Below are 22,086 nucleotides of genomic sequence, written 5' to 3'. Positions count from 1 at the left end.
GTGCGCCGGATCGGCGACACATGTGCACTCTGGCCGTGCGTCGCACAGCAGGGCCACAGTCATTCGACGGTCTTTCGCTCTTCCCGCAACCACCGCGAGTGGTACCGCTCCGCCCACGACCGACTTACGTATCCGGTACGCATGCCCAGCCGTGCCTCGGGGTCCTCGGATGCCCTGCGCATGTGTCCGATCAGGACGAAGGTGATGGCCCAGGCCAGGATGTCGTGGACGAAGATCGCGCTGGTGCGGGAGATGAAGGGGAGCAGGCCCATGAACCACATCAGCAGGCCGGTGAACATCATCACCAGCACCGCTCCGGCGATCCAGCCCGCGTAGAGCTTCTGGCCCGCGTTGAACTTGCCGGCCGGGCGGGCCTCCGGTGACTTACGGCGCCTGCGGACGGCCCGCAGCCATTGGCGGTCGTACACCGCGAAGCGGTTCAGGCGGCGCAGGTCGGCGCGGAAGGCGGGTGAGAGGAGCCCCAGCAGGAAGGGCAGGGGCAGGGAGATGCCGGACCACTCGTGGACGGTCACCATCAGGTGGCGTCGGCCGACGAGCAGGGCCAGCGGCCCGATGTAGAGACAGGCGGCGGTGACCAGGCACAGCAGCATCAGGTAGCCGGTGGCCCGGTGGACCAGGCGCTCGGCGGTGGTGAAGCGGCGGACCCGGCCGGGTTCAGGCCGCGTCCCGGTCGGCGCCGTCGAGCCAGCCGTCGACCGCATATCCGCGCTCCTCCCAGTAGCCGGGGACGACCTTGTCGGTGACCGAGATACCGGACAGCCACTTGGCCGACTTGTAGAAGTACATGGGCGCCACATAGAGGCGGACCGGGCCGCCGTGCGCGTGGGTGATGGGCTTGTCCTGCATGTTCAGCGCCACCAACACGTCGGAACGGCGGGCCTGTTCGAGGGTGAGACTCTCGGTGTACGCGCCGTCGAAGCAGGTGAACCGGACCGCCGCGCTCGGGGAACGCACGCCCGCGGCATCGAGGATGTCCGCGAGCCTCACGCCCTCGAAGGGGGTGTCGTCCACGCGCCAGCCGTCGGTGCACAGCACGTCGTGGACGACCCGGGTCTGCGGCATCGCACGCAGGTCGTCGAGCGTGTAGGTCCTGGGCCGGTCCACGAGTCCGCCGACCGTGAGCTCGTAGTTCGTCGCGTCCTTGTGCGGCACCGAGCCGACGACGCTGTAGTAGCGGAAGCCGCCCGGGTTGGGCAGCAGCCCGGTCAGGCCGGTGGCGTCGACCTCGGAGGCCTTGGCGAGGAACCCCTCCCAGCCGCGCTGGAGGTACGGCGCTGCGGCGAGGCCGGCCGCGCCCGCGCCGAGCATGCCCAGCATCGCCCGCCGGCCGACGGGTGCGCCGCCGGCCCTGGGCTTCGGCTTTTCTGCCATGGTGTGCGCTCCTTCGGACACGTGTGAGCTCGGGCGACGTCTCACAAGTCATCGTCACCGGTTTAACTGGTGACGATGCTGGCATGGGGGTGTCGGGGCTGTCAACCGCAAACGTTTGAATCGACGGCTGCTACGCTGGAAGCGACGTTGACCGTGTATCGAGGAGTCACAGACGTGGTGGGTGAAGACGACATCTCCGGGTGAGACCCGGAGCTGACGGCCACCGGCCGGCGCACAGGAGCGCTGCCGAGGTGGTCCGTCTCGTCGTACCCCTTTCCCACAGCTGACCAGGGCAGAAGTCTGATCTCTGCCCTCGATTCACCCGAGGTCATTCCATGTCCGACGCGTCCGTCGTCTGCTCGAACCTCTCCTTCGCCTGGCCCGACGACACCCCCGTCTTCCAGGACCTGTCCTTCTCCATGACCCCCGGCCGCACCGGCCTGGTCGCTCCCAACGGCTCCGGCAAGTCCACCCTGCTCAAGCTGATCGCCGGTGAACTCACGCCCGCCACCGGCTCGATCTCCGTCGGCGGCACCCTCGGCTACCTCCCGCAGAGCCTCCCTCTGACCGGCAATCTCACGGTCGCCGAGGTCCTCGGCGTCGCCGCGGTCATCCGCGCCCTGGACGCCGTGGAGTCCGGCGATGTCGCCGAGGAGCACTTCGCCACCATCGGCGACGACTGGGACATCGAGGAGCGCACCCGCGCCCAGCTGGACCGCCTGGGCCTGGCCGATCTCACCCTGGACCGCAGCCTCAGCACCCTCAGCGGCGGCCAGGTCATCTCCCTCGGCCTGGCCGCCCAGCTCCTCAAGCGCCCCGACGTCCTCCTCCTCGACGAGCCGACCAACAACCTCGACGTCGAGGCCCGCCACAAGCTCTACGACGTGCTGTCGGACTTCTCCGGCACCCTCCTCCTGGTCAGCCACGACCGCGCCCTGCTCGACCGCATGGACCGCATCGCCGAACTCGGCGGCGACGAACTGCGCCTGTACGGCGGCACGTTCACCGAGTACGAGGAGGCCGTGCGCGCCGAGCAGGAGGTCGCCGAGAAGAACGTCCGCAACGCCGAGCAGGAGCTCAAGCGCGAGAAGCGGGAGATGCAGCAGGCCCGCGAGCGCGCCGAACGGCGGATGAGCAACGCCTCGAAGAACCTGAAGAACGCCGGGCTGCCCAAGATCTTCGCGGGCAACATGAAGCGCGGCGCCCAGGAGGCCGCGGGCAAGTCCGGCACGATGCACGCCTCCCGGGTCAGCGAGGCCAAGTCCCGTCTCGACGAGGCCGGCCGCGCCCTGCGCGACGAACAGCGCCTCACCCTGGAACTGCCCGACACCCAGGTCCCCGCGGGCCGCAACCTCTTCCTCGGCGAGGGCATGCAGGTCAGCCTCGGGGACAGCCCGGTGTTCACGGACGGCGGCGTCGACCTGACCGTCCGCGGCCCCGAACGCATCGCGCTCACCGGCCCCAACGGCGCCGGAAAGACCACCCTCATGCGCCTGATCACCGGCGAACTCGCCCCGGACAGCGGCGAGATCAAGCGCAACGACGGCCGCATCGCCTACCTCTCCCAGCGCCTGGACCTGCTCGACCTGGACCGCACGGTCGCCGAGAACTTCGCCGCCTTCGCCCCGGAACGGCCCGAGGCGGAACGCATGAACCTCCTCGCCCGCTTCCTCTTCCGCGGCGCCCGCGCCCACCTCCCGGTCGGCGTCCTGTCCGGCGGCGAACGCCTGCGCGCCACCCTGGCCTGCGTGCTGTGCGCCGAACCCGCCCCGCACCTCCTCCTGCTCGACGAACCGACCAACAACCTCGACCTGGTCAGCGCGGGCCAGCTGGAGAGCGCGCTCAACTCCTACCAGGGCGCCTTCATGGTGGTCAGCCACGACGAACGGTTCCTCGCCGAGATCGGTGTGAACCGCTGGCTGCGCTTGGCCGACGGCACGCTCAAGGAGACGGGGGCGCCCGACGTGTGAGCCGGTGACGTGTGCCCTGGCCCGCGTCCGAGGCGCCCTGCGCCCGGCGGGCCACCCACCGCTCACCCTTGAGGGGACACCTGTGTCCGCACTGATCGCCCACGACCTCGTCCGCACCCTCGGCGACCGCCGCGTCCTCGACGGCGTCTCCCTGACCGCCTCCCCCGGCCACCGCATCGGCCTCATCGGCGAGAACGGCGTCGGCAAGTCCACCCTCCTGCGCCTCCTCGCGGGCCTGGACACCCCCGACGCGGGCAGCGTCACCCGCCCCGCCGACCTGGGCTTCCTCCACCAGGAGATGCCGTACGACGCCCACTCCACGATCGCCACGGTCCTGGACGAGGCGCTGCGCGAGGCCCGCGAGGACCTCGCCGAACTGGACCGCCTCGGCGAGGAGCTGGCCCGGACCCCGGAGGACCAGGACCTCCTCGACGCCTACGGCAGGCGCCTTGAGCAAGCCCAGCACCGGGAGTCCTGGGACGCCGACCGCCGAGCCGCCCTGGTCCTGGCCGGCCTGGGCCTCGGCAGCTTCGCCCACACCCGCACCCTCGGCTCGCTCTCAGGAGGCCAGCGCGGCCGGCTCGCCCTGGCCGCCCTCCTCGTACGCCGCCCCTCCGCCCTGCTCCTCGACGAGCCGACCAACCACCTCGACGACAGCGCCGCCGCCTTCCTGGAGGAACAGCTCCGCGCCATGCCCGGCACGGTCGTCGTCGCCAGTCACGACCGGGCGTTCCTCGACGCCGTGTGCACCGACCTGATCGACCTCGACCCGGCGGTGGACGGCCCGGTCCGCTACGGCGGCAACTACTCCGCCTACCTGGCCGAGAAGCGGGCCGAGCGCGAGCGCTGGGAACGGCGGTTCGCCGAGGAGCAGGAGGAGTGGGAGGGGCTGCGGGAGTCCGCGGGGGTGACCGCGCACCGGGTCGCGCCGGACCGGGGACCCACCGACAACGAGAAGATGGGGTACGGCCACCGGGCGGGCCGGGTGCAGAGCCAGATCTCCCGCCGGGTCCGCAACGCCACCCGGCGCCTGGAGGAGCTGGAGCGCGCCCGGGTCGCCGAGCCGCCCCGCCCGCTGCGGTTCGCGGCCGGGGAACTGGCGGCGCGCAGCGAGGAGGGCTCGCAGCCTCTGGTGTCGCTGAGCGAGGTGCGGGTGCCGGGGCGGCTCGCGTCGGCCGATCTGGAGGTGGCGCCGAGCGACCGGCTGCTGGTCACGGGCGGCAACGGGACGGGCAAGTCGACGCTGCTCGCCGTACTCGCCGGGCAGCTGCCGGCCGAGGGCGAGGTGGTCCGGCGGCACAGGCTCACGGTGGGGATGCTCACCCAGGACACGGCCTTCGAGCGGTACGACCGCACGGTCCGCGACACCTACGAGCAGACGCTCGGCGTGCGGCGGGCGGAGAAGGTGCCCCTGGGCTCGCTCGGCCTGATGCACGAGGCGGACCTGGACAAGCCGGTGGGGCACCTGTCCGTGGGCCAGCGCCGCCGGCTGGCCCTGGCCCTCCTGGTGGCCCGCCCACCCCAGCTGCTCCTGCTCGACGAGCCCACCAACCACCTCTCCCCCGCCCTGTGCGACGAACTGGAGGCGGCGCTGGGCCCGGGCCCCGGCGCGATCGTCGTGGCCAGCCACGATCGCTGGCTGCGTCGGCGCTGGCAGGGACGGGAGCACCGTCTGGAACGGTGACGCTTCTTGCCTCCCTGCGGAGTCACCTGTCAAGATGGTGATGTGAACCTTGACCATGTCTTCGTATGCGGGCACCCGGCTCTCGACTTCGCGGCCACCCTCCGGGCCCGGCGCTCGACCCGGTTCGAGATGTTCGTGACGCCGGATCGGCTGAACGCCTGGTACCTGGAGTCCGGCCTGGTGGACACGATCACCGACGGCCAGGACGACGACGTACGGGAGGCGACGGCCGTACGCGAGGCCGTCTACCGGCTCGTCACCGATCGCCGTCTCGGCGAGGAGTTCGACCAGGAGGCGCTCGCGGCGGTCAACGCCGCCGCGCGCAAGACCCCGGTCACTCCGCAGCTGACCGCGACCGGGCGGCTCACCGAGGCCACGCCCGAGCAGGCGCTGGCGACGGTCGCCCGGCAGGCGGTGGAGCTGCTCAGCGGCCCGGACGTGCCGCTGATGAAGGAGTGCGGCAACCCCGAGTGCACCCGTGTCTACATCGACCGCTCCCGGGGCATGCGGCGCCAGTGGTGCGGCATGGAGTCCTGCGGCAACAAGATCAAGGCCGCCGCGTACCGGGCACGCAAGAAGTCCGCGCCCGCCACAGCAGCGCACTGACCATCTCGCCCGGTCGCCGGAATCAGTCGGCCGCAAGATCCTTGAGGGTCCTGCGGAACCGGTTCATCAGCACCGCCCTGGCCCAGCGCACGGGCGGCGGAAAACTCGCGTAGACCCGTTCCCGGCCGGGAACGGGCTCGGGGTGTTCCAGGAATCCGAAGGTCAGGTGCGGCTCGCTGCGCGAGACACCTTCGGCCGCCGCCTTGCGGAGCACCTGGAGATCCTCTTCCCCGGGTTTGGCGAGCAGCCCCTTGAACAGGGGCCGTACGACGGCGGAGTGCCCGGTCAGCGCGTGCCTCACCCGGTGAGACGCGAGCGTCCCCTCCTTCATCGCGTGGCCCCAGCTCACCGATCCGCCGACCCGGCGCTCCTCGGCGATCCGCTCGATGACGCTCTCCAGCGCGTCGAGCCCCTCGGCCATCGCGTCGTCGTCCTCGTCCAACAGATCGAGACTGCGCGCCGCATCGGGGCATCGGATCCGCAGCACCGGCCACAGCAGCTCGTCCTCGATTCGCCGGTGCCGGCGCACGAAGTCGACGAACCACCGCACGGTCGTCACCAGGGTGCTCGTCTCGACGGCCGCACCATCTGCCAGCCGGGTGAACGATGCCGTGACCAGCTCCGCGCCCCGGGTCATGACCGTGTGAGGGACGAGGAGTTCCTCGAAGAGACGGGCGCCGTCCGTGACCGGCGCCTGCGTGGCGGACATCCGTGAACCCTTCTCCACATGAGTGAGCGCACCGGTGGCCCGAAGGGGGGCTCAAGCCACCGGTGCGGGGACGGGAACGGACCGCGCGGGCGTGGACGGACCACGCAAGCGTGGCGGGACTCCGAGCATCCCGTCCTGGCTCCCCCGTCCGCGTGTTTGACGGCGGAACCTTCCATGGGGAGAACGTGCGGACGGTCGTGAAAGGTTCACCACAATGTGTGCGCCCGACCGCCCTGCCGGTGAAACACCTCAGAGATACATGGCCCGGTGGCTGCGGTAGGCGAAGGTGTCACCCGAGCTGAGGATGGTCACGATCTCTTCGCAGAAGCGCTGGTACTCCCGCTCGTGCTCGGCCGGCAAGGTCACGGCGGCACCCGGGGCGACGGCGAACCGCAGGATGTTCAGCAGCCCCGACGGGGGCGGCAGCAGCAGCACGTCCATGACGCGCCGGAAGACGTCGGAGAGAGGTTCCTCGCCCTCGGGCGGCTCGGTGTCCGCGCCGGCGAACAGGTCGAGGCAGGCCGTCAGATGCCCGAGGTCGGCCGCGCTCACCTCGATCGGGTAGAGGCTCGTCAACTCGTCGCCGCGCACGCTGTACAGGGTGTAGCGGGGTGGCGGCGCTCCCGGAGCGGGGACCGCGGGCGCGTCCTCGGTGTGCCAGCGTGCCCACAGCGGCAGTTTGAGCAGGACCTGCACCCAGCTGTCGTAGGCGTCCGCGATGACCCGCTCCTCGTCCGAGTCCGCGCCCGCATGGTGCAGGCCGTAGAGGTGCCGTAGCAGCGGCTCCTCCAGGCTCTGGAACTTCGCGTAGAACACGGGGTCGTCGGGGACCAGCACGTACAAGGGCACCTCCTCTGAGTGGAACGGAGTGAGCCACCCCGAGGTTCACGGGCTGCGGCCATCCCATCCGAGTCACCGCCTTGACAGGTGACGACCCTCTGCGGGAGCATCGTCACCAGTCAAAACGGTTACTTCTTCGAGGGGTGCTAAGTCACGTGACCGATCCGCCGACTGTCACTCCCCGCCAGACTCGACATGTCACCCCACCGGAACACCTCCAGCCGCACACACATGTCACGGAACGTGGCTACACTTCGCGGTCTTGGCCACACGCCCCGCACGCGGAGAGGGCGTGAGTCCCCACCGACACGGTGCAGACGGACCGGATGGGCGACCAGCAGACCACTGGAGAAACAGCGAGGCCAGCCGCGAGATGGACGCGACAGTGCGCTACTCACTCCTCGGCACCGTACGGGCGGTGCGCGGGGACACCGAGATCGACGTGGGCCCTCCGAAACGCCTGGCCCTGCTCGCCCTGCTGCTGCTCCGCGCCCCCGGGCCGCTCACGCTGAGCGAGGCGGTCGACCTCCTGTGGGACGACGAACCACCCCCCAGCGCCGTCAACGTGGTGCACCGACACATCGGCGCCCTGCGCAGAACACTCGAACCCGAACTGCGCAGCCGCAGCAACGCCGAACACCTCGTCCGCGCCGCCGACGGCTACCGGCTCCTGGTCGACACCTCGAGCTCGGACCTGCTGCGCTTCCGCGACCTGCGCGCCAAGGCCCAGCTCGCACTCCGCGGCGGCGCTCCCGCCGAAGCCGCACAGGACTTCGTCGAAGCCCTCCGGCTGTGGCGCGGCCCCGTCGTCGCGGCGGGCACCTCGGTGGCCCGGCACCCGGTCTTCACCTCGGTCGGACACGAGTTCGTCGCCACGGTGAAGGAAGCCGCCGACACCGTCCTGACCGCGGCGCCCGCACTGACCGAAGAAGTCCTCACCGTGCTGCGCACCGCTCTGGACAGCCACCCCTTCGACGAGGCCCTCCACGCCCGGGTGATAGCGGCCCTGGCCGCCACCGGCCGACAGGCCGAGGCCCTACGGCAGTTCGAGACCATCCGCACCGCACTCGCCGAGGAACTGGGCGTCGAACCCGGCCCCGAACTGCGCGCCGCCCAACAGCACCTGCTCCAGCGCCGAGCCTCCCGGACCCCGGACGCCCCCACACCCCCGCCCGCCCAGGCCGGCCGTCCATCCCAACTCCCCGCGGACTGCACCTCCTTCGCCGGTCGCCGCGAGCCCCTGAGCCAGTGCCTGGAGCTACTGCCGATCGAGGGCGAAAGCCGCCCGCCGACGATGACCGCGGCCATCTGCGGCATGGCGGGAGTCGGCAAGACGACGCTGGCCGTGCACTGGGCCCACCTGGTCGCCGACCACTTCCCCGACGGGCAGCTCCACATCGACCTCCAGGGCCACCACCCCTCCCGGCCCCCGCTCGACCCGGCCGAGGCCATCAGCGAGATCCTCGGCGCGCTGGGCGTGCAGCACGACCGTGCCCAGGCCGGCGTCGCCGCGCTGGCCGCCCTCTACCGAAGCGCCGTCAGCGGACGCCGGCTGCTCCTCGTCCTGGACGACGCCGAGAACTGTGAACAGGTGCGGCCCCTGCTCCCCGCCACGCCCGGATGTGTCGCCGTCGTCACGAGCCGACGGCGGCTGGAGGGTCTGGCGGTGACGGACAACGCCCGCATCATCACGCTCCAGCCGATGACACGCGCGGAGGGCCTGGAACTGCTCGACCGACGCCTGGGCACCGACCGGATCCGGGCCGAGCACACCACCGCGGAGGAGATCGTGGAACTGTGCGGCGGGCTGCCGCTGGCCCTGGCCGTCACCGGCGCCCGGACCCTGGCGCAGTCGAGGTTTCCGCTGGTGTCGCTCGCGGCCAGGCTCCAGGACGCCGACGACTGCCTCGACGCCCTGTCCTGCCACGACGAGCGCACCGACATCCGCGCCTCGTTCCACCGCTCCTACGAGGCACTGAGCAGCGGCGCCGCGCGGCTGTTCCGGCTGCTGAGCCTGCATCCCTCGCGTGACATCGCCCTGCCGGCCGCCGCCAGCACGGCCGGCACCGACCCGCGCAGGACCCGGCAGGACGTGGCGGAGCTGATGGACCATCACCTGCTGGTCGAACTGACCGCCGGCCGCTACACCTGCCACGAACTGCTCCGTACCTATGCCAGAGAGCTCAGCGCGCTCCTCGACTCCCCCACCACGCGCTCCGAGGCCCTGGCGAGGATGTTCGAGCACTACCTCTACAGCGCCGACGCCGCCACGGCACACCTCGCCCCCCAGCGCGGCACTGTGCTCCTGCCGCCCCCGCGTCCCGGCGTCCGCCCTCAGCGGTTCAACGGACGCGCGGACGCCGCCGAGTGGATCGTCGCCGAGCAGTACCTGCTGCCGGAACTCGTCCGCTCCATCGAGAACCACCCCCGGGACGAGACCCTCCACCGCCGCCTGACCTCGGCCGTGGAGATGTGCTTCCAGCCCGACAACTCCTAGCGGCCTTCGGCCAGGACGTGTTCGGGAAGGCTAGGCGGCCTCCGGCCGCACCACCCCCCGCAGCTTGCGCAGGGCGTTGTGATGACGGCTCTTGACCGTGCCGGCCGGGACCCCGAGGATGCCGGCCGTCTCCTGGATGCTGCGGTCGCACAGGTAGATGTGCACCAGCACCGCGCGGTGCTCGGCGGACAGCCGCTGTAGCAAGGGCCTTGCCACCAAAGTGTCGTGCACCGCCTCGATGCCGTCGGTCCGCGCCACGGGGTCGTTGTACGTGACTCCGGCGATCTCCCGGCGCGCATGGGGCTTGCGTACCCAGTCGATGACCAGATGCCGGGTCACGGTGAAGAGCCAGCCACGGACCGACCCGTCCATGCCGAGCAGACGGTCGATGTTGCGCCAGGCCCGGATGATGGTCTCCTGGACGATGTCCTCGGCGAGTCCATGGTCACCGAGCATCTTCTCGGCGTACGAGACAAGGCTTTCCCGGTGTTCCCTCATGATGCTGCCGAGCAGGTCGGACCGGGACATACCCGTGAGGGGCGTAGCCATAGTGTTCTGAACCATCCTGGTTCTCTTCGGTGCGGCGACCGGGGGCCGGATGTAACCCCCGCAATCGCACTGTAGGCAGCGGTAGGTGCCAGAAAAGTGCTGTGTTTGTGTCGTCCCGCTGCCGCACCCGTGACCCGTTAACACGTATGCCCGAACGAGGATGCTCGCATGCCTTCTCAGCAGCGCTTTTACCGCGCCTTTGACTGATTCCCCGCCCTTACGGGTTCCAAACAATTGCCACACATGAGTTCTATGTCACGCGCCGTCGCGCCGCCTTGACCCAAATCCAATGTGTGCGCATGACCACTGGGAGATATGTATGTGAGACTGCCGCACCGAGGAACCATCTGAAAGGTAGGACCACATTGCGTAAGAACCTGCTGCGGCTGGGCGTGACCATGGCTGCCGTCGTCGGTCTGTCCCTCGGTGCGAGCACCGCGTTCGCCACCCCGGCCGGCCCGGGCGTGACCGGCAAGGTCATCTCCCGGACCACCATCGGCGGCACGGACTACATCCTCCGTCAGATCACCATTCCCGCAGGCCAGAGCACGGGCTGGCACTACCACGACGGAACCCTGTACGGCTTCGTCCAGCACGGCACGCTCAGCCACTTCGACTCCGGCTGCCAGGCCGACGGCGTCTACAAGGCCGGCCAGTCCCTGACCGAGCCGTCCGGCGCGAACCACGTACACATCGGCCGCAACCTCGGCAAGACCGACGTCGTCCTCGACGTCCTGTACATCCTGCCGCACGGCGCCCCACTCTCCGAGGACGCCCCCAACCCGGGCTGCGACTTCCAGTAGGCGGGCTCCCACAGCCGGCGCGCGGCGTCCTGACCACATGTTTCTTTTTCCGGATCAGCTGGGGTGGGTTCGCGGGTCCCTTCTTCGTCAAGGGCCTTGACAGGAAAGTGTCCTTACCAACAGCCTATGGCAACGTTGTCAGGCTTCACGGGCCGCCTCCGTGCACCCGGCAACCCACACACCACCGCTCACTCACACCCTGTGATGGGACGATCACATATGGCCGAACAGTCGTGCTTCTCGCGGCCCACCTCCCGACGCACGCTCGTCGCGACGGGCTCGACCCTGCTGGCCGGGTTCGGCCTCGGCACGGTGTTCGCACCGACCGCCGAAGCCGAGGCATCCGCCGAGGCCACGGAAGCGACCGGCACCAGCACCGGTTCTCCCTCCGCGCCGCGCGAGATCGCCGCCTACCGCCCGGTCCGGGTCTCCTCACAGTCGTACGCGCCCACCCCCGCCGGCTTCGCGGTGGACGCGCTCCCCAACCAGGGCGTACGCGGCACCGGTTGGCGTGCCGAGGCGGGCGACCCGCAGTGGATCGAGGTCGACCTCCAGGCGGACTGCCACGTCGACCGCGTCCGCCTGACCTTCGAGGCCGACGCGAGCGACCCGGTCTTCACCCCTCCCACCAGCGGCAACCCACGCCAGGGCACCACCGGCAAGGAGATCCTCTCCAGCTACGCCCGCGAGTTCGTCGTGGAGACCTCCCGCGACCACGACTCCTGGACCAGCGTCTACCGCACCACGGCCGGCACCGGCGGCGTCGTGGACATCCCGCTGCCGATCCCCGTCACGGCCCGCTGGGTACGGCTGACCGCCCGCCGTCGCTCCAGCGCCAACCCCCTCGGCCTCAACGGCTTCGAGGTCTACGGCACCGCCCCCGCCCACCGCCCGAAGGCCACCGGCTGGACCGACTGGGGCACCCACCACGCCGACGCACCGCCCCTCGCAGTGGCCGCCGACGGCACGGTCCCGCTGGAGTCGGGCTGGACCCTCACCCTGGACGACTGGGCGGACGGGGACGGTACGACCCTGTCGACGACCGGCGTCGACACCACCCACTGGCTCCCCGCGACCGTCCCCGGCACCGTCCTCACCTCGCTGGTCGACCAGGGCAAGCTGCCCGACCCGGTGGCCGGCCTGAACAACCTGCGCGTCCCCGAGGCCCTCTCCCGCCACTCCTGGTGGTACCGGCGCGCCTTCGACCTGCCTCGCGGCCTGCGCACCGGCCAAGGGCGGCACATCTGGCTGGAGTTCGACGGCGTCAACCACAAGGCCGAGTTCTGGCTCAACGGACACGGAGCGGGCGAGGTGACCTCCCCCTTCGCCCGCTCCGCTCACGACGTCACCGAGCTGCTCAGGAAAGACGGCAACGCGCTCGCCGTACGCATCTCCCCCATGCCGGTACCCGGCAGCCCCGGCGACAAGGGCCCGGCGGGCGAGGCCTGGGTGGACGCCGGAGCCAACACGATGAACCTCAACTCACCGACGTACCTGGCCTCTTCGGGCTGGGACTGGATGCCCGCCGTCCGTGACCGCGCGGCCGGGATCTGGAACCACGTACGCCTGAGATCGACCGGCCACATCGTCCTCGGCGACCCGCGCGTCGACACCGTGCTGCCCGCGCTGCCGGACCTGTCGGTCGCCGAGCTCACCCTGACCGTCCCGGTCCGCAACGCCGACTCCGCCGCCCACGAGACCACCGTCACCGCCGAGTTCGGCGCCGTCCGCGTCTCGCGCACGGTCACCGTCCCGGCGGGCGAGGACATCGATGTCATCTTCGCTCCGGACGCGTACACGGCGCTGCGCGTGCGCGACCCCGAGCTGTGGTGGCCCAACGGCCTGGGCGAGCCCGCCCTCCACGACCTCACCCTGACGGCGCGCACCGGCGGCACCGAGAGCGACCGGCGCACCACCCGCTTCGGCATACGGCAGTTCGGCTACGCGTACGACACGCCGCTGAAGTTCACCCCGTCCTCCGACGCCTACACGCAGACCGTCCAGCTCGGTGCCCAGCGCGCCCGCCACCTCCGCGTCCGCTGCCTCACCCGGGCCACCGACTGGGGCAGCTCCCTGTGGACCCTGTCGGCGTACGACAGCGCCCGCCCCGGCGTCGACCTCGCCCTGCACGCCCCCGCCGAGGCCTCGACCACCGACGAGGACGGGCACGCCGCGGCCCACGCCACCGACGGCGACCCCACCACCCGCTGGTCGTCCGCCTTCGCCGACGACCAGTGGATACGTGTCGACCTCGGCGCGACTCAGACCCTCGACCGGGTCGACCTGGTCTGGGAACGGGCCTACGCGCGCACCTTCGTCGTCCAGGTCTCGGTGGACGGCGAGCAGTGGGCGGACGCCGCGTCCGTCGACAACACGGCCGTCCCCCTCCCCTTCAACAGCGGCGACGCGAGCCTGCGGATCACCGACTTCGAGGCCCGTACGGCCCGTTACGTCCGCCTGTCCTGCGGCATCCGCAACACCAGCTGGGGCAACTCGCTGTGGTCCCTCGCCGTCATCGACAGCGCCGAACCCGGCACCGACCTCGCCCTGCGCCGCCAGGCCACCGCCTCCACCGAGGAGGACGGCCACCCGGCCGCCCACGCCACCGACGGCGACCCCGACACCCGCTGGTCCTCCGCCTACGAGGACCAGCAGTGGCTCCAGGTCGACCTCGGCGCCGCCCGCCGCTTCGACCGGATCGCGGTCGTCTGGGAGCAGGCGTACCCGAAGACGTACACCCTCCAGGTCTCCGACGACGGCGACACCTGGACCGATGTCACGACCGTCTCCAACACCCCCGACCCGCTGAAGATCAGCGTCAACGGGGTGCGGGTGCTGGTGCGCGGCGGCAACTGGGGCTGGGACGAGCTGCTGCGCCGGATGCCCGCCGAACGCATGGACGCGGCGGTGCGCATGCACCGAGCCATGAACTTCACGATGATCCGCAACTGGGTCGGCAGCAGCAACCGCGAGGAGTTCTACGCCGCCTGCGACACCCACGGCATCCTCGTCTGGAACGACTTCCCCAACGCCTGGGCCATGGACCCGCCGGACCACGAGGCGTTCCTCTCCGCGGCCCACGACACCGTCCTGCGCTACCGCAGCCACCCGAGCATCGCGGTGTGGTGCGGGGCCAACGAGGGCAACCCGCCCGCCGCAATCGACGCGGGCATGCGCAAGGCAGTCGAGAGCCAGGCTCCGGGGCTGCTCTACCAAAGCAACTCCGCCGGGGGCGTCGTCACCGGCGGCGGCCCGTACGGCTGGGTCGAGCCGGAGAAGTACTTCGACCCCGCCACCTACGGCAGCAAGGACTTCGGCTTCCACACCGAGATCGGCATGCCCGTCGTCTCCACCGCCGCCAGCACCCGCGCCATGCTCGGCGACGACGGACCGGAGTGGCCGATCGGCGGCGCCTGGTACCACCACGACTGGAGCGAACGCGGCAACCAGGCACCGCAGAACTACAAGGCCGCCATCGAGACCCGCCTCGGCACGGCCCGCGACCTGGACGACTTCACGCGCAAGGCACAGTTCGTCAACTACGAGAACTTCCGCGCCATGTTCGAGGCCTGGAACGCCCATCTCTGGGACAACGCCAGCGGGTTGATGCTGTGGATGTCCCATCCCGCCTGGCACAGCACGGTCTGGCAGACCTACGACTACGACTTCGACGTCAACGGCGCCTACTTCGGCTGCCGCACCGCCTGCGAGCCCCTGCACGTCCAGGCCGACCCGCTGAAGTGGCAGGTCATCGCCGTCAACCACACCCGCGAAGCGCTGAAGCGAGCGACCGTCACAGCGGAGACGTACGACCTGTCGGGCCGCCGTGTCGCCGGCACCCGGCGGACCCACGTGGACGTCGACCCGGCCGCCACGGCGACGGCGTTCACCACGGCCCCCACAGCCGACCTGCCGGACCTGCACCTCCTCCGCCTGACCCTGGAGGACTCCGACGGGCGGCTCCTGTCCCGCAACACCTACTGGCGCTGCCGCACCCCCGAGGCGCTGCGCGCCCTCGACCAGGTCCGGCAGGCCAGGCTGTCGGCCTCCCTCACCCGGGTGTCCCGGGACGGAGATCGCCGCACGACCACCGCGACCGTCCGCAACCGTGGGTCCATGGTCGCCGCCATGGTCCGGCTCTCCCTGCTGGACGAGGACGGCGCCCGCGTCCTGCCGACCCTCTACGACGACAACTACCTGTGGCTGCTGCCCGGTGAGACGCGCACGGTGACCCTGTCGTGGCCCGCGTCCGCGCTGTCGTCGGGCCGGCCGAGGCTGCGGGTGGAGGGCTACAACACACAGCCGGTGACGGTGCGCGGCTGAGCCGTACGGAGGGGGTCGGGGACGGGCGTCACACGCTGCGTTCGTAGGCGGCCCACGCGATGTGCGACTCGTGCAGGGTCACCGCCACCTCGCGGATTCCCCGGGCCCCCTCCCCCAGCGTCCCCGCGTGGATCGCCTCGACCAGGTGGTCGGCGATCACCTTGGCCAGGTACTCCGTCGAGGTGTTGATCTGCTGGAACCGCTCCTCGTCGTCGAGGTTGCGGTAGTTGAACTCACCGATCACCTTGCCGAGTTCAGCGGTGGCCAGGCCGATGTCCACGACGATGTTGTCGTCGTCCAGTTCCGGGCGCCGGAACGTCGCGTCCACCACGAACGTGGCCCCGTGCAGCCGCTGAGCAGGCCCGAAGACCTCGCCACGGAAGCTGTGGGCGATCATCATGTGGTCACGTACGGTGATGCTGAACAAGGGTCCTCCAGGTGAGGTGTGCGCCGGTAGCGAGCATATAGCTGGCGCACATGTGGGTTCAGGTGTGAACCAAATGTGAGATCCTCTCGTGTCCTTGGTGTGTCGGCTGGCCGCTCCGGCAGAGGAGGACGATGGAAACACCACCGGTGAGACGCCTGGAGTACGCCCTTACCGACTTCGCCGAGCGGTACGGAGCTCTGACCCGGGCGCGGGAACAGCTGCGGGCGCTGTCGGTGACGGCCTGCTCCAGGGACGACGTCGTAGAGGTCACCGTGGGCGCCGATGAGCGGCCGGCGAGTATCCGGTTCGTCGACGAGCGGTTCAGGGAGATGTCCGCCGCCCAGCTCGCCGACAGTGTCCTGGAGGCCTTGAGCACGGCGCGAGCCGAGGTCGCGGCCCGGTTCAATGCCGCGATGACCGGTGCGGGGCTGCCGGTGCAGGCCACTCGGGAGACGGCTGGTCCCCGACCGCAGGGGCCGTTGTGGGGCCGTAGGCCGGAATCGTCCTACGCTCCGGTGCCGCCGGACCTGCGAGCGGCGGTGGTGGCACTGACGGACACCGTGTGCGACGCCATCAGGTGTGTCTGAGGCGGACGGCCGAGCCGCCCCGCCCGGACGACATCGTCCGTGTCGACAGCAACGTGTACTCCGTGACCGGCAGCAGGAGGTGCCGCACGCCCGTCGCGACTTCCTCGACCAGGTGTCCGTGGGACAGGTGCTCGCGCAGGCCTGGCGGCCCGGAGTGCTGCCGTGGGCCGTGCACGCTCTGCGCACCGGCGGCACCTGCGCTCGGTGATCGGCCACCCGCTGAGCCGCCTCCCTCACTCGGCGCAACCCGATAGCCAGAGGTTCAACCACATACTTACCGGGCAGTACAGTCGAGGACGACCTCGTGCGAGTGACATCGTCGACGCTTGAGGAAACCGAAGAACAGCCACACTTCGTCTATGCACGGGCACATCAGCGCTTATCGTGAAGAGTGAGCATGTCGGAGGAACCATCTGGCGTTGACACTTATCCACACGGACCCCATGGCGGTGGGTACCATGCGCAACGTCATCCATATCGAGGGAGTGAACGGTTGTGACCAGCCAATCAGCCGCCACGCTCCGGTCGCGGTACGTAGCACAAGCCGCGTCGGACTTGGAGGAAAACCGTCGGCGACAGCAGGAGCTGGCGGAGAGGATCACCGCGTTGAAGCAGGAGGAAGCCCTCCTCGCGGACATCCTCAACCTCGCCGAGCGGTACGAGGGTTTCGCCGACGCGTCGCGCCTGCCTGAGCAGTTGCAGGACGAGCCCGTCGTCGCGAAGGCGAAGAAGAAGACGTCCACCGGGGCCGCCGCCCGACGCTCGTCGTCGGCCAAGAGCGCTCCGACCGCCAAGACGGCGAAGGCCGGCGCGAAGGGGAAGTCGCGTCAGCCTCTGCTCGGAGACCTGCTCGCGGATCTGCTCGGCCGGTACGAGGAGCCGCGTCTGGCCAAGGAACTGCGCGACGAACTCATCGAGAAGCACCCGGACCGCAACCCCACACCTCAGGTGGTGCGGAACACCCTTGAATCCCTGGTCGCCAAGGGCCGTATCCGGCGCCACAAGCAGCAGCGTTCCGTCATGTACACCCTGGTCGAGAAGGGTGCGGCAGACAGCGGCAGCTCCGACTGACTCGTCTGCTTGTCCCGCGGGCGGTGATCCACGGCCGGACGGCAGCGCACAGCGTGCGCGACACATCCCGCCCCGCGGGACGGGCGAGACGTCTCACATGTCGGACGACCATCGCGTCATGAAATGCCCTGAGCGGGTGGCAGCGGACGACGGGTGGCCGGATCCTATGTGGTTCACTCCCCCGAAACGCACACATATCTCCTACCAGCCACGCCACACATTGTCGAACGCGGCATTCTCGACATCCCGTTGCAGTCGTACGGCCTCCAGCTGCACGACCGCGTCACCCACAGCGGCCAGTACGGTCGTGACGGCGTCGCCGAGGAGGCTGTCGTCGGCGTCGGACAGCTGCCCCAAAGCCGCCAGCAGGCCGGCGAGGACGGGCTCGCCGGAGGCTCTGCGCTCCTCCGCCGCGCGGCGCTCCTGGGAATCGGTCAGTACCGCCTTCCCGGACAGCAGCCGGAGCGCGTGGCCATGCGAACGGACGACCAGCCCGGCACGCTCCAGGGCGTCGGCGTAGGCCGACACAAGGCCCTCGGCGCGGCGCCACAGCCAGTCGTCGACGGTCTCGTACGGCTCCTGCCGGACGAGTGAGGCGCTGGCCTGGTCCAGCAGCGGGTCCCCGGACGCCGCCTGCGGACCGGGCACCATTCGGTCGCGCTCCAGGCGCAGCGACCCGTTCCGCAGCAGGTCGATCGCTTCGGCACCGGCGAGTGCGAGCGACAGGTCGCCCTGGCCCGTGAGTTCCCCGGGCGGCATGGTCAGCGCGATGAGCACGAGGTCGCGTGCGGTGGTCATGAGTCCCTCCTGGTCTCCAGCAGGCGCAGCCACACCTCGCTGATGGTGGGGAAGGCCGGTACGGCGTGCCAGAGGCGTTCCACCGGCACCTCCCCGGTGATGGCGACGGTGGCCGAGTACACCAGCTCCTCCACGCCCGGCCCGACGAAGGTGGCGCCGACGACGACCTGGCGGTCTCGGTCGATGAGGATGCGGGCCCTGCCCCGGTAGTCGGGGCGATACTGAACGGCGCCCGCGAGGTGCCCGATCTCGTAGTCGACGACCTCGACGTCCTGGCCGATCTGCTCGGCGTCCCGTACGGTCAGGCCGACGCTCGCGACCGTGGGGTCGGTGAAGACGACTCCGGGGACGGCCTCGAGGTCGGCCGTGCTGCTGTGCGGCGCCCAGCGGGCCGTGTCCAGTTGCTCGCCTCGTGCCCGGGCGGCGATGACCGCACCGGCGACGCGGGCCTGGTACTTGCCCTGGTGCGTGAACAGGGCCCGCCGGTTGACGTCTCCGACGGCGTACAGCCACTCCCCCGGGACGGCGGTGACGGTCAGACTGTCATCGACGGTGAGCCAGTCCCCCGGCGCCAGTCCGACGCTGTCGAGTCCGATGTCCTGTGAACGCGGGGCGCGGCCGGTGGCGAACAGGATCTCGTCCGCGGTGAGTTCGGAACCGTCCGACAGCCAGATCCGGACCTCACCGGCGCCGTCCGCTCGCTTCGCGTCCGTGACGGAGACGCCGAACCGTACGTCCGCGCCGGCCTCCCGCAGCCGCTCGGTGACCAGCTCGCCGGCAAAAGGCTCCATCCGGGGCAGCAGTCCGTCCTCGCGGGCCAGCAGGGTCACGCTGCTGCCCAGGGCCTGCCAGGCGGTGGCCATCTCGACGCCGACCACACCGGCGCCGACGATGACGAGGCGCTGCGGCACCTGGCGGGCGCTGGTGGCCTCTCGGCTGGTCCAGGGGCGCAGTTCCTCGATGCCGGGCAGCGGGGGCAGGGCCGCGCTGCTGCCCGTGCAGACGGCGACGGCGTGCCGGGCGCGCAGCCGGACGATGGCGCCGTCCGGCGTCTCCACGGTCACCTCGCGTTCGCCCGCCAACCGGCCGTGCCCGCGCAGCAGATCGATGCCGGCCGACTTGATCCAGTCGACCTGGCCGTCGTCCTGCCAGTGGGCGGACATGCGATCGCGGTGGGCGAGGACGGCGTCAACGTCCAACGGTCCCTTGACGGACGGGTCGAGCCCCGGGATGTGCGCGGCGTCGGCCCGGAACAGGGCCGGTCGCAACAGGGCCTTGCTGGGTTCGCAGGCCCAGTACGAGCACTCGCCGCCGGCCAGTTCGCTCTCGACGATGACGGTGCGCAGACCGGCGGCGGTGGTCCGGTCCGCGACGTTCTCCCCGACCGGGCCGGCGCCGATCACGATGACGTCGTATGTGCGGATGTTCTCGGTCGTCATGTGTCCTCCGTTGGCTGTGAGCCGGGCGGGTGGTGCATGGGTGGACGGGGTCAGGCGTCTCTCAGCGGCCGGGGGCGCGCTCGGTGACCTCCTGGAGGAACCACTCGTTGCCGTCCTGGTCCTTGAAGGCGGCGAAGGTGCCGTAGCTGGCCCGCTCGGGATGCGCGCCCGGCACCCGGTGCGTGTCACCGGCGTGGTGGAAGGCGCCCGTCTCGTCGCGGAACGGGCCGGAGACCTCGACGCCGTACGCGGTGAGTTCTTCCTGGGCCTTGAGGATGTCGGTGACGGTCAGCTGGAGGCCGTGGAGCGTGCCCGGCTCCTGCTGGGTGAGGCCCTCCCCGAAGATGATCGAGCACTCGGAGCCGGGCGGGGTCACCTGCACGATCCGGTAGCCGTCGTTGATCGGGAAGTCGGCGTCGAGGCGCCAGCCGAGCCGCTCGACGTAGAAGTCCTTGGCCCGGTCGGCGTCGGAGACGGGCAGGATGACGACTTCGAGCTTCATGTCCATGGCTGTGTTCTCGCTTTCGGTGGTGTGGTGCCTGCGCAGGCGGGCGCCGTGCGCTCAGTTTCGGCGGTGGCCGACATGTGCCGCCTCAGTCAACTGACGGTGGATCGCAGGTGCGTTGGCCAATTCGTTACCGAAGCCACCGCACCGGGCGGCTGCCTGCTACGTGTGTCTGTTGGGCCCTGTAGGGGCCCGTGGACCGATCCATGGAAGGACGGATCTTGAGAAGACTCCTCCCCACCTCCCGCGCCGGCCGCGCACTGACGGCGAGCGCCACCCTGCTCGCTGCCGCGGCCGCCCTCGCCCCGGCCGGAACGGCCGCTGCGACCACCGGCTCCGAGAGCCGGCACCGGGTGGACTACGTCGCCCTAGGCGACTCGTACGCCTCCGCGCCACTCGTGCCGACCCAGGTCGACGCGGCCTGTCAGCGTTCCGATCAGAACTACCCCTCGCTGGTGTCCCGTTCGCGGGCCGCGAGGCTGACGGACGTCAGCTGCGCGGGCGCCACCACGGAGGACATGGCGGCCCCGCAGTCCGACGGCGTACCGGCGCAGTTCGACGCCCTGGACCGGGGCACCGACCTTGTCACGGTCACCATCGGCGGCAACGACATCGGTTTCTCGACGGTGCTGGGCACCTGCGCCCACCTCACGGCGGGCAACCCGGCGGGCGCGCCGTGCGCCGCCTATTTCGCAGGTTCCGGCGCGGACCGGATCACGGATGCGATAGCCGCCACCGGGCCGAAGGTCGCCCAGGTCCTGCGGGGCATCCACCGGCGGGCGCCGCACGCCCGTGTCGTGGTCGTCGGTTACCCCGACCTGTTCCCCGAGGACGGTGTCGGGTGCACCAGCAGCAAGGTGCCACTGGCCGCGGGTGACTTCGCCTGGCTCCGCGACAAGGAGAAGGAACTCAACTCGATGCTGGCCCGCCAGGCCCGCCGCGGCGGGGCGGAGTATGTGAACACGTACACGCCGACCGTCGGACACGACCTCTGCAAGCCCACCGGTGAGCGGTGGATCGAGACCTTCGCCCCCGAGACCCCGGCGGCGCCGGTGCACCCCAACGCCACGGGTGAGGCTGCGATGGCCACCGCGGTCGAGGGTGTTCTGGCAGGTCACGGCCGACGTCACTGACGTCACCCGGGTCCGCGGTCAGAGCAGGCTCGCGGGCCCGGGTCCGTACCCCGACAGCGCTGCGCTCTGCGCCCAGCCCCACACCTGCAGGTCCGAGGGCCAGTCAGGGCCGCCCTCGGCCCCGGCCGGGCCACCTGGAAACACCTGCTCGTCGGAAACATGTTCAGCAGAGGCAGGTCGGGCATGTGCGCGACGTTTCTCGGCGATACTCACACGTATGTGCGTCAGGGAGGCCATGGCGGGATCTCAGGCGGCAGCGCTGGCGTTGATGGTGACCGGGATGTTGCCGCGCAGCGCCTTGGAGTACGGGCAGATCTGGTGGGCGGCGTTGGCGAGCTCCTGGGCGGTGGCGTCGTCGACGCCGCCGAGCACCGGGTTGAGAACCGCGGAGAGGGAGAACTCGCCGTCGTCGCCGTGCGTGAGGGTGATGTCGGCGGTGATGCTGGTGCTCGTCAACCGGATCTTGCGGCTGGTGGCGGCGCGACGCAGGGCACCCAGGAAGCAGGCGGCCCAGCCTGCGGCCAGCAGTTGCTCGGGGTTGGTAGCGGTGCCGGCGCCGCCGAGCTCCTTGGGGAGGGCGAGGCTGGTCTCCAGCAGGCCGTCGGAGGAGCGGACGTGACCGCCGTTGCGGCCCTCTCCGTCGACGTTGACGACGGCGGTGTAGCTGACTGCCATGACTGTGCTCCCCATCTGGGTCGAAAGGTCTGTGCATGCCCGCCGACCAGGACCTTTACCGTGTCACCGGTTGAGGCG

At 70.5% G+C, this 22,086-nt stretch carries 19 protein-coding genes and 1 pseudogene; 10 read left to right on the top strand and 10 right to left on the bottom strand.

Annotation, left to right across the window (positions count from 1 at the left end; translation table 11 throughout):
- Positions 1-59 precede the first annotated feature (59 nt).
- Together ACIHIX_RS44790 and ACIHIX_RS44785 are read right to left on the bottom strand one after the other, a co-directional pair.
- Positions 60-722, bottom strand: a complete 663-nt coding sequence (locus ACIHIX_RS44790) for a cytochrome b/b6 domain-containing protein (RefSeq protein WP_399966401.1) — start codon at positions 720-722, stop codon at positions 60-62.
- A complete protein-coding gene (locus ACIHIX_RS44785; protein ID WP_399966400.1) occupies positions 676-1,392 on the bottom strand; it encodes a molybdopterin-dependent oxidoreductase in 717 nt (238 codons plus the stop codon). Before ACIHIX_RS44785 ends, ACIHIX_RS44790 begins: the two co-directional genes overlap by 47 nt.
- 335 nt (positions 1,393-1,727) lie before the next feature.
- Here ACIHIX_RS44785 and abc-f point away from each other — a divergent pair, with 335 nt between their 5' ends.
- The 3 genes from abc-f (at position 1,728) to ACIHIX_RS44770 (ending at position 5,652) form a co-directional block, all read left to right on the top strand.
- Positions 1,728-3,362, top strand: a complete 1,635-nt coding sequence (abc-f, locus tag ACIHIX_RS44780; protein ID WP_399966398.1) for a ribosomal protection-like ABC-F family protein — start codon at positions 1,728-1,730, stop codon at positions 3,360-3,362.
- An 82-nt stretch (positions 3,363-3,444) separates the two neighbouring features.
- Positions 3,445-5,046, top strand: coding sequence for an ABC-F family ATP-binding cassette domain-containing protein (locus ACIHIX_RS44775; protein ID WP_399966397.1), 1,602 nt, complete (start codon positions 3,445-3,447; stop codon positions 5,044-5,046).
- A gap of 42 nt (positions 5,047-5,088) precedes the next feature.
- Positions 5,089-5,652 (top strand): CGNR zinc finger domain-containing protein, encoded by a 564-nt coding sequence (locus ACIHIX_RS44770; RefSeq protein ID WP_399966396.1) that lies wholly within the window; start codon positions 5,089-5,091, stop codon positions 5,650-5,652.
- Positions 5,653-5,674: 22 nt separating this feature from the next.
- Here the strand turns inward: ACIHIX_RS44770 and ACIHIX_RS44765 are convergent, their stop codons facing one another.
- Together ACIHIX_RS44765 and ACIHIX_RS44760 are read right to left on the bottom strand one after the other, a co-directional pair.
- Positions 5,675-6,361: a hemerythrin domain-containing protein gene (locus ACIHIX_RS44765; protein WP_399966395.1), complete on the bottom strand. Its 687-nt coding sequence runs from the start codon at positions 6,359-6,361 to the stop codon at positions 5,675-5,677.
- A 249-nt stretch (positions 6,362-6,610) separates the two neighbouring features.
- Positions 6,611-7,198, bottom strand: a complete 588-nt coding sequence (locus ACIHIX_RS44760; protein WP_399966463.1) for a hypothetical protein — start codon at positions 7,196-7,198, stop codon at positions 6,611-6,613.
- Between the two features lie 376 nt (positions 7,199-7,574).
- Here ACIHIX_RS44760 and ACIHIX_RS44755 point away from each other — a divergent pair, with 376 nt between their 5' ends.
- Complete coding sequence (locus tag ACIHIX_RS44755) at positions 7,575-9,698, top strand: BTAD domain-containing putative transcriptional regulator (RefSeq protein WP_399966394.1); 2,124 nt, start codon at positions 7,575-7,577, stop codon at positions 9,696-9,698.
- 30 nt (positions 9,699-9,728) lie between these two features.
- Here the strand turns inward: ACIHIX_RS44755 and ACIHIX_RS44750 are convergent, their stop codons facing one another.
- Positions 9,729-10,226: a sigma-70 family RNA polymerase sigma factor gene (locus tag ACIHIX_RS44750; RefSeq protein ID WP_399966393.1), complete on the bottom strand. Its 498-nt coding sequence runs from the start codon at positions 10,224-10,226 to the stop codon at positions 9,729-9,731.
- Between the two features lie 419 nt (positions 10,227-10,645).
- Here ACIHIX_RS44750 and ACIHIX_RS44745 point away from each other — a divergent pair, with 419 nt between their 5' ends.
- Both ACIHIX_RS44745 and ACIHIX_RS44740 read left to right on the top strand, forming a co-directional pair.
- Positions 10,646-11,050, top strand: a complete 405-nt coding sequence (locus ACIHIX_RS44745; RefSeq protein ID WP_399966462.1) for a cupin domain-containing protein — start codon at positions 10,646-10,648, stop codon at positions 11,048-11,050.
- Between the two features lie 219 nt (positions 11,051-11,269).
- Positions 11,270-15,373 carry a discoidin domain-containing protein gene (locus ACIHIX_RS44740; RefSeq protein ID WP_399966392.1) on the top strand — a complete coding sequence of 1,368 codons (4,104 nt, stop codon included), beginning with the start codon at positions 11,270-11,272 and terminating at the stop codon, positions 15,371-15,373.
- A gap of 28 nt (positions 15,374-15,401) precedes the next feature.
- Here ACIHIX_RS44740 and ACIHIX_RS44735 read toward each other — a convergent pair whose 3' ends face one another.
- Complete coding sequence (locus ACIHIX_RS44735; protein WP_399966391.1) at positions 15,402-15,800, bottom strand: 6-pyruvoyl trahydropterin synthase family protein; 399 nt, start codon at positions 15,798-15,800, stop codon at positions 15,402-15,404.
- Between the two features lie 131 nt (positions 15,801-15,931).
- On the opposite strand from ACIHIX_RS44735, the gene ACIHIX_RS44730 reads away from it, so the two are divergent.
- The 3 genes and pseudogenes from ACIHIX_RS44730 (at position 15,932) to ACIHIX_RS44720 (ending at position 17,458) form a co-directional block, all read left to right on the top strand.
- On the top strand, positions 15,932-16,387 hold the full coding sequence (locus ACIHIX_RS44730) for a YbaB/EbfC family nucleoid-associated protein (protein WP_399966390.1): 456 nt from the start codon (positions 15,932-15,934) through the stop codon (positions 16,385-16,387).
- 70 nt (positions 16,388-16,457) lie between these two features.
- Positions 16,458-16,583 (top strand): annotated as a pseudogene (locus tag ACIHIX_RS44725) (MBL fold metallo-hydrolase); the annotation flags it as partial.
- A gap of 299 nt (positions 16,584-16,882) precedes the next feature.
- A complete protein-coding gene (locus ACIHIX_RS44720) occupies positions 16,883-17,458 on the top strand; it encodes a hypothetical protein (protein ID WP_399966389.1) in 576 nt (191 codons plus the stop codon).
- Positions 17,459-17,659: 201 nt separating this feature from the next.
- On the opposite strand, the gene ACIHIX_RS44715 is transcribed toward ACIHIX_RS44720, so the two are convergent.
- From ACIHIX_RS44715 to ACIHIX_RS44705, 3 genes are all read right to left on the bottom strand, one after another.
- Positions 17,660-18,256 (bottom strand): GPP34 family phosphoprotein, encoded by a 597-nt coding sequence (locus ACIHIX_RS44715; RefSeq protein ID WP_399966388.1) that lies wholly within the window; start codon positions 18,254-18,256, stop codon positions 17,660-17,662.
- The gene (locus tag ACIHIX_RS44710) at positions 18,253-19,695 is read right to left on the bottom strand and encodes a dihydrolipoyl dehydrogenase family protein (protein ID WP_399966387.1); all 1,443 of its coding nucleotides are present in this window, start codon (positions 19,693-19,695) and stop codon (positions 18,253-18,255) included. Before ACIHIX_RS44710 ends, ACIHIX_RS44715 begins: the two co-directional genes overlap by 4 nt.
- Before the next feature lie 61 nt (positions 19,696-19,756).
- Positions 19,757-20,203 carry a VOC family protein gene (locus ACIHIX_RS44705; protein ID WP_399966386.1) on the bottom strand — a complete coding sequence of 149 codons (447 nt, stop codon included), beginning with the start codon at positions 20,201-20,203 and terminating at the stop codon, positions 19,757-19,759.
- A 218-nt stretch (positions 20,204-20,421) separates the two neighbouring features.
- On the opposite strand from ACIHIX_RS44705, the gene ACIHIX_RS44700 reads away from it, so the two are divergent.
- Positions 20,422-21,333, top strand: a complete 912-nt coding sequence (locus tag ACIHIX_RS44700; protein WP_399966385.1) for an SGNH/GDSL hydrolase family protein — start codon at positions 20,422-20,424, stop codon at positions 21,331-21,333.
- A 246-nt stretch (positions 21,334-21,579) separates the two neighbouring features.
- Here the strand turns inward: ACIHIX_RS44700 and ACIHIX_RS44695 are convergent, their stop codons facing one another.
- Positions 21,580-22,008: an organic hydroperoxide resistance protein gene (locus tag ACIHIX_RS44695; protein WP_331729179.1), complete on the bottom strand. Its 429-nt coding sequence runs from the start codon at positions 22,006-22,008 to the stop codon at positions 21,580-21,582.
- Positions 22,009-22,086 lie beyond the last annotated feature (78 nt).

Origin of the sequence: Streptomyces sp. NPDC051913, from assembly GCF_044593635.1 — a bacterium.
Classification (GTDB): domain Bacteria; phylum Actinomycetota; class Actinomycetes; order Streptomycetales; family Streptomycetaceae; genus Streptomyces.
Note: the sequence above shows the minus strand (reverse complement) of the source record. Positions and strands in the feature narration are given on the sequence as shown.

Coding starts and splice junctions, on each gene's coding strand:
- ACIHIX_RS44790 (WP_399966401.1), bottom strand. CDS start 722: ATGCGGTCGACGGCTGGCTCGACGGCGCCGACCGGGACGCGGCCTGAA.
- ACIHIX_RS44785 (WP_399966400.1), bottom strand. CDS start 1,392: ATGGCAGAAAAGCCGAAGCCCAGGGCCGGCGGCGCACCCGTCGGCCGG.
- abc-f (WP_399966398.1), top strand. CDS start 1,728: ATGTCCGACGCGTCCGTCGTCTGCTCGAACCTCTCCTTCGCCTGGCCC.
- ACIHIX_RS44765 (WP_399966395.1), bottom strand. CDS start 6,361: ATGTCCGCCACGCAGGCGCCGGTCACGGACGGCGCCCGTCTCTTCGAG.
- ACIHIX_RS44755 (WP_399966394.1), top strand. CDS start 7,575: ATGGACGCGACAGTGCGCTACTCACTCCTCGGCACCGTACGGGCGGTG.
- ACIHIX_RS44750 (WP_399966393.1), bottom strand. CDS start 10,226: ATGTCCCGGTCCGACCTGCTCGGCAGCATCATGAGGGAACACCGGGAA.
- ACIHIX_RS44745 (WP_399966462.1), top strand. CDS start 10,646: ATGGCTGCCGTCGTCGGTCTGTCCCTCGGTGCGAGCACCGCGTTCGCC.
- ACIHIX_RS44740 (WP_399966392.1), top strand. CDS start 11,270: ATGGCCGAACAGTCGTGCTTCTCGCGGCCCACCTCCCGACGCACGCTC.
- ACIHIX_RS44730 (WP_399966390.1), top strand. CDS start 15,932: ATGGAAACACCACCGGTGAGACGCCTGGAGTACGCCCTTACCGACTTC.
- ACIHIX_RS44715 (WP_399966388.1), bottom strand. CDS start 18,256: ATGACCACCGCACGCGACCTCGTGCTCATCGCGCTGACCATGCCGCCC.
- ACIHIX_RS44710 (WP_399966387.1), bottom strand. CDS start 19,695: ATGACGACCGAGAACATCCGCACATACGACGTCATCGTGATCGGCGCC.
- ACIHIX_RS44705 (WP_399966386.1), bottom strand. CDS start 20,203: ATGGACATGAAGCTCGAAGTCGTCATCCTGCCCGTCTCCGACGCCGAC.
- ACIHIX_RS44695 (WP_331729179.1), bottom strand. CDS start 22,008: ATGGCAGTCAGCTACACCGCCGTCGTCAACGTCGACGGAGAGGGCCGC.